This window comes from Rhodococcus sp. KRD175 (genome assembly GCF_017168275.1).
GTDB classification, from domain to species: Bacteria; Actinomycetota; Actinomycetes; order Mycobacteriales; family Mycobacteriaceae; genus Rhodococcoides; species Rhodococcoides fascians.
The window spans coordinates 1-519 of sequence record NZ_JABFAQ010000027.1 but is presented as its reverse complement, the minus strand read 5'-3'; the positions used below and the strand labels follow the sequence as shown (position 1 = coordinate 519).

2 pseudogenes are annotated in these 519 nt (G+C 64.4%); both read left to right on the top strand.

Features of this window, described 5'->3' with window-relative positions:
• A pseudogene (locus J1M81_RS24185) lies at nt 1-338 on the top strand (short-chain dehydrogenase); the annotation flags it as partial.
• Between the two features lie 46 nt (nt 339-384).
• Nucleotides 385-519 (top strand): annotated as a pseudogene (locus tag J1M81_RS26560) (PRTRC system protein E); the annotation flags it as partial.

The window sequence follows — 519 nt, the reverse complement described above, 5'->3', positions numbered from 1 at the left end:
AGGCCGCACGACTGGAGTACCGCAAGTCAGGGGTTCGACTGTCCACAGTCCGCCCGACGTTCACCAACACCGAACTCGTCGCCGGAACCGCCGGCGCAAAGGGATTACGCAACGCCGAGCCGGAGGAAATCGCCCGCGCGACAGCAGATCTGATCGAGAATCCACGCCCCTTCGTCCGCGTCACCCGTCTCGCAGGCGCAATGGTCGCGGCGGTGAAATTCGTCCCCCGGCGGCTGGCGACCGGACTGGGTGCGGCCCTGAACACAGATTCGGTGTTCCTCGCGGACGTCGACATGACTGCTCGCCGAACGTATCTCGACAGAATCCAGAACAGCTGAGCATGCCGACACGCGCGCTCGACCAACCACCCGAAAGGCAGCCACAGTGACCCCCACGACTCTGATCGAGAACTATCCCCACCGGATGGGAGGGCACTGCGGGTCAGGTGCAATGCGAGACCTTCTCCAGTGGCACGGTCTGGGATGGGACGGACCACCCGACGAGGGGTTGGTGTTCGCA